This is a genomic window from Frankia sp. CeD (genome assembly GCF_000732115.1).
Classification (GTDB): Bacteria; Actinomycetota; Actinomycetes; order Frankiales; family Frankiaceae; genus Frankia; species Frankia casuarinae.
Genome location: NZ_JPGU01000086.1, coordinates 1 through 4724 on the forward strand (window position 1 = coordinate 1; position 4724 = coordinate 4724).

Annotated in this window: 3 protein-coding genes; 1 reads left to right on the forward strand and 2 read right to left on the reverse strand. The window is 67.7% G+C overall.

The window, feature by feature from the left end; translation table 11 throughout:
- Both CED_RS20800 and CED_RS20810 read right to left on the reverse strand, forming a co-directional pair.
- A partial coding sequence (locus CED_RS20800; RefSeq protein ID WP_035913584.1) for a hypothetical protein occupies positions 1-301 on the reverse strand: 301 nt, incomplete at its 3' end.
- Between the two features lie 1358 nt (positions 302-1659).
- Positions 1660-2850 carry an LLM class flavin-dependent oxidoreductase gene (locus tag CED_RS20810; RefSeq protein WP_035913587.1) on the reverse strand — a complete coding sequence of 397 codons (1191 nt, stop codon included), beginning with the start codon at positions 2848-2850 and terminating at the stop codon, positions 1660-1662.
- A gap of 381 nt (positions 2851-3231) precedes the next feature.
- Between CED_RS20810 and CED_RS20815 the strand changes: the two genes are divergently transcribed.
- Positions 3232-4497 (forward strand): aspartate aminotransferase family protein, encoded by a 1266-nt coding sequence (locus CED_RS20815; protein ID WP_108913441.1) that lies wholly within the window; start codon positions 3232-3234, stop codon positions 4495-4497.
- The last annotated feature ends 227 nt before the right edge of the window (positions 4498-4724 follow it).

Genomic DNA, 4724 nt, shown 5'->3' on the forward strand with positions numbered 1-4724 from the left:
CGCCACAACCGTCCCCGCCATCCGGCGAACCCACGGCCGGCGACCCGCCGCACTCCCGTTCCGACGACCGGCCGAACAGCATCCGCCGCAACGTCGCCAGCTCCGCCTGCAACGCCTCGAGCTGGAGACGCAGCTCCACCACCTCGGCCTCACGCGTCGCCTCCCGCGCGACCAGCCCGGCGATGTCCGTCAACAGCTCCGCGACCCGGGCCCGCAGCCAGGCGTTCTCCGCCAGCAGCGCCGCGCCCTCGGCAACCTCNCCGCTNGCGGCAGCNCCCGCCCCCGACTCGACAACCGTCACGCACCGCAGCAAACCACCCCGACCGGCAGAACATCACCCACCACGACCATCAGGCCACACCCAGCCCCGAAGGCCGTCCCCCCAAAAGATCAACAACGGGACTTCCGAATACGTACATCCGGTCGCCCGATTCCGGGGACGCTCCGACCTCATCGGCAAGATCGACGCCTTCATCGACCGGTGTATACGGCAGCGCCGCGGTGGCTATCTGCTCGTCGAAGCCGAAGCTGGAATGGGAAAGTCCGCGCTGGCCGCATNCCTGGCNTTTNCCCGGGTGNGGCCGGCNCACTNCNCCCGCCTCACCGAAGGACGCACCCCCGAAACCGCACGGCTGAACCTCGCCGCACAGCTCATCGCCACCTGGAAACTTGACACCGCCCCCGACGGCATCCTCCCCACGGACGCCCACACCCCACGCTGGCTCTACCTTCGGCTCTGCGACGCCGCCAAGACCCGCGACGCCACACAACCCGACCAGCCGGTGGTGCTTCTCGTCGACGGCCTCGACGAAGCACCACCTCCACCTGGCAGCGAACTCCCCCTCGGCCTACCCCCAGCTCTTCCCCCCGGCACGATCATCGTCGCCACTACCCGACCCAGCACCATCACCTNCCCCGTCGGGGCACGGGTCGTGGAACGCATCGACGTCGAAAGCGTCTCCAACCGCCGGGACCTCCTCGACTACCTCACCACCATCAGCACCCACGACCCGCACATCGCCGACGCGCTACACCGCGCCAGCACCGGGGGCCGGCTACGCCTGGTGGCGGGCACCGGCCTGGACGGGCAAGTCGGCGTTGATGTCCTGGCTGGTCCTACATCCCCTACCCGGGGTGCGGGTCGTGTCGTTCTTCATCACCGCCCGCTACGCCAGCCAGAACGACCGGATCGCCTTCACCGACCTGGTCATCGAACAGCTCTGCGACCTGCTCGGCGTGTCCTTACCGCCGCTGACAGACGCCACCCGGGACACCCATTTCCTCGGTCTACTCACCAGAGCCGCCGAGCGCTGCGACGCCTATGGTGAGCGGCTCGTCCTCGTCGTGGATGGGCTCGACGAGGATGCAGGGGTGCGCGGGCCGGCCGGCCACAGCATCGCCGCGCTTCTNCCCGCCGCCCCGCCCGCCGGAATGCGAATCATCCTCGTCGCCGGACGGGTCAACCCGCCTGTCCCCCCGACGTAGCTCCGGGACGTCAGGTGCCGTTCGGAGACGATCAACAGCCTGTCGGTGCATTCCCGGCGGACGGTGCCGACCCAGCGGTCGACCGCATAGTCACCGCGGAATGGTCGACCGTTCGTGGACTCCCAGCTCGCTGAGTCCGTGCCGAGCCCACGGGCGGCAGGGGAGTCCTCCGCGTCAGTCGCGGAACTCGGGAATGATCTCCTCGGCGAAGAGCTCCAGGCTGCGCAGTACCCGGTCGAGCGGCAGGCCGCCCTGCTGGCCGATCATGAAGAGCCCGATCCACTCCAGGTCCGGAGTGCTGTTGAAGATCTTTTCCAGGCCTCGCTTGACGTCATCCGGGGCACCGAACAGGCCGACCTCCGGAATCAGGCTCGGGTCCTGGAAGCCAAACGATCCATAGAAGGTCGCGAAGTCGTTCAGGATCGAGGGATTGAAGACCCGGGCGGCCTCTTCGGTCGTGTCGGCGAGCCCGATCATCTTCAGGAAGCCGGTGTGCTCGCCGATCTTGTACTCCCGACNGAACTTGGCGCACTCGGACTGGTAAAGCTCAGCCTTCGCCCGATGCTCGTTCAGGAAGGGCGTGAAGATCCACGGGACGATGTCCTCCTGCGCGCACCGGACGATCGACCGGTCACTCATCGTGAACGGCTGCCACAGCTCCGGGTACGGGTCCTGGTATGGCCGCGGGCAGACCGAGACCGCGCGGACGCGGCCCTGCTCGTCGATCTCGTCCGCAGCGCCGTACGCGCGGGTCCATTCCACGGCCGGCCAGTCCGCGATGCCGTCAAAGGGCTGCGGGATCGAATAGCCGTCCAGAATCTCGCTCCGGTATCGCACGGTCTCCTGAGTCCAGCACATCTTCATGATCTTCAGGATTTCGCCGAACACCTCGAAGTTGCGGTCGTCGGTGTGTGAGCCGTCGCCGCTGGCGTCCGTCACCTCCCAGCGTTGGCCGAGGACGTTGACCCATCGGTTCTGGAAACCCCGGGCCAGTCCGAGCCGGAGCCGGCCGCGACAGAACTGGTCGAGAAGGGCGACGTCCTCCGCTGCGCGGACGGGATCCCACGCCGGAAGCACCATGCCCAGCGGAGCCAGCAGCAGGCGTTCGGTTCGCGCGGCCAGGTCGGCCAGCACCATCAGCGGGTTGACCGAGAGCTCTAGGCCCTCAGAATGAAAATGGTGCTCGCTGAGCATCAGAGCGTCGAAGCCGGTCTGGTCGGCCTGTACCGCGATGCTGCGCAGCTCGTGGAGCATTGCCTGGTAGGAGTCGGTGTCCCGCCCGATTGGTCGCTTCGCCCCGACGTGCTGTTCAGAAAGGTAGCCCGATCCGGGAACCTGCGGATTCAGGAAGATAGAGAACTTCATGCCGTCTCCAACATGGTAGGCGTATGTGATGGTCAGGACACCCGGAAAGGAGGCTGATCGGGCTTCAGGCGTGCCCGTCACCACATAGCTTGATCCACGCCCGCCTCTGCGTCAGCCTGAGTGTCTGCCTAGATGCTCCACGGTTCGCTATCACGAAGCTATTGGCGATCGGCCGGTCACGGGCANCTTGGGTCGCCTCGGACCGCCAGCCTGATGGCTGCATGAAACTGCCGACTGTTCCAATTCGGGCCGTCGAGTCGCATGCAACACAATGGCGCCGACCGACCGGGACGAAGAGCAACGGACCACGGAGCCAAGGCGGTTACGATGTCAGCACCGACCCTGCCCGTCGGGCGTCAACGGCTATCGAGCGACCTTCCGGTGGTAGCCAAAGCGCACGGCAGCCGCATCTACGACGAGGACGGGCGTGAATTTATCGACGGCAGCTCCGGCACGATCTGTGTAAATATTGGGCACGGATCGACCGATGTTCTGGCCGCGATGCGAGAGCAGGCGGAACTCGTCACGTTCGCGCACCGAAGCCAGTTCACGAGCAGAAGCGTATTGGCGCTGACGGAGAAGATTCTCTCGATCGGTGGGCCTGGATATCGCGAGGTCGTCTACACGAACTCCGGTTCGGAAGCCACCGAGACTGCCCTGCGCCTAGCCCTTTTCCACCATGCTCTGGCAGGCAGTCCCGAGCGTTCCATCGTGCTCACCCAGCAGCCGAGTTACCACGGCATGACGGCTGGCGCCTTGTCCGTGTCGGGCCACCCACCGCGACGCGAGCACCTGGACGCGCTGGTCTCGACGGGCGTGTCGACGGTCCCGGTCACGTCCGACGATCCCGCCGCAGATCCGCTGCCGGCCACGTCGGCCTGGGAGGAGGCCTTCGGCCGGATCGGGCCGGAGCGGATCGCCGCCGTCCTCGTGGAACCGGTGAGCGGCGCCGCGGGAGGTGCGGCGGTTCTGCGTGACGACGTGCTCCGGCGGCTCCGCGAACTGACCAGCGCGAGTGGCGCGCTCCTGGTGATGGACGAGGTTATGACCGGCTTCGGGCGGACCGGCGACTGGTTCGGCTATCAGCGCTCCGGCGTCACTCCCGACCTGGTCGTCACGGGCAAGGGGCTGAGCGGCGGCTACACGCCGATCGGAGCGGTCCTCGTCGGCGCGTCCGTCCTGCCGGGCAGATCGGCCTCCGACCTCGCTCTGGGGCACACAATGAGCGGTAACCCCCTGTCTGCGGCCGTGGCGCTCGCCGTCCTGCGGGTGACCGAGCAACAGCGCCTTCCCGAGCGGGCCGAGCGAATCGGGGCGGAGCTGCGTCGTCGCCTTGAAGAAGAGGTCACCGGGAAGGTCGGTTTCCTCGACCAGCCCCGTGGCCGTGGCCTCCTGCTTGGGCTGCCGGTGCGTCAGGCCGCCGGCGCCCACGCCCGGGCGCCACTCGCCGCGACGATCTGTCGGGCGGCGCGCGAGTTCGGACTGGTGGTCTATCCCGCTGGCGTGAACCACTGGACCCAGGCTCTCCTGGTCGCGCCGTCGCTGACGATCGAGGACGCCGAGCTCGCCGAGCTTGTGCGACGCCTCGCGCGGACCGTCACCGCCGTGGACACGCAGCTCGCGAGAACGCGCGGGCGCCGCTGGTGAGGTCCTGGGCTGCGCCGCCGGCCACGTCACCCGGTCGGCTCCGATTCCGCGAGAGCGCCGGCCGCCCGTCGGCCGCGCAGGCGCTGACCAGCTGAACGCACGGATCTAGAAAATGTTCGAACCCATTCTGGCAGGTAAGAGTTCGGTGATGGCGTGGGTGGGCGGGCCGAAGGCCCGGCCGGTGTTGCCGGTCGGGTGGTTTTCGGCTTGTGGGTGGGGTTAGGGCT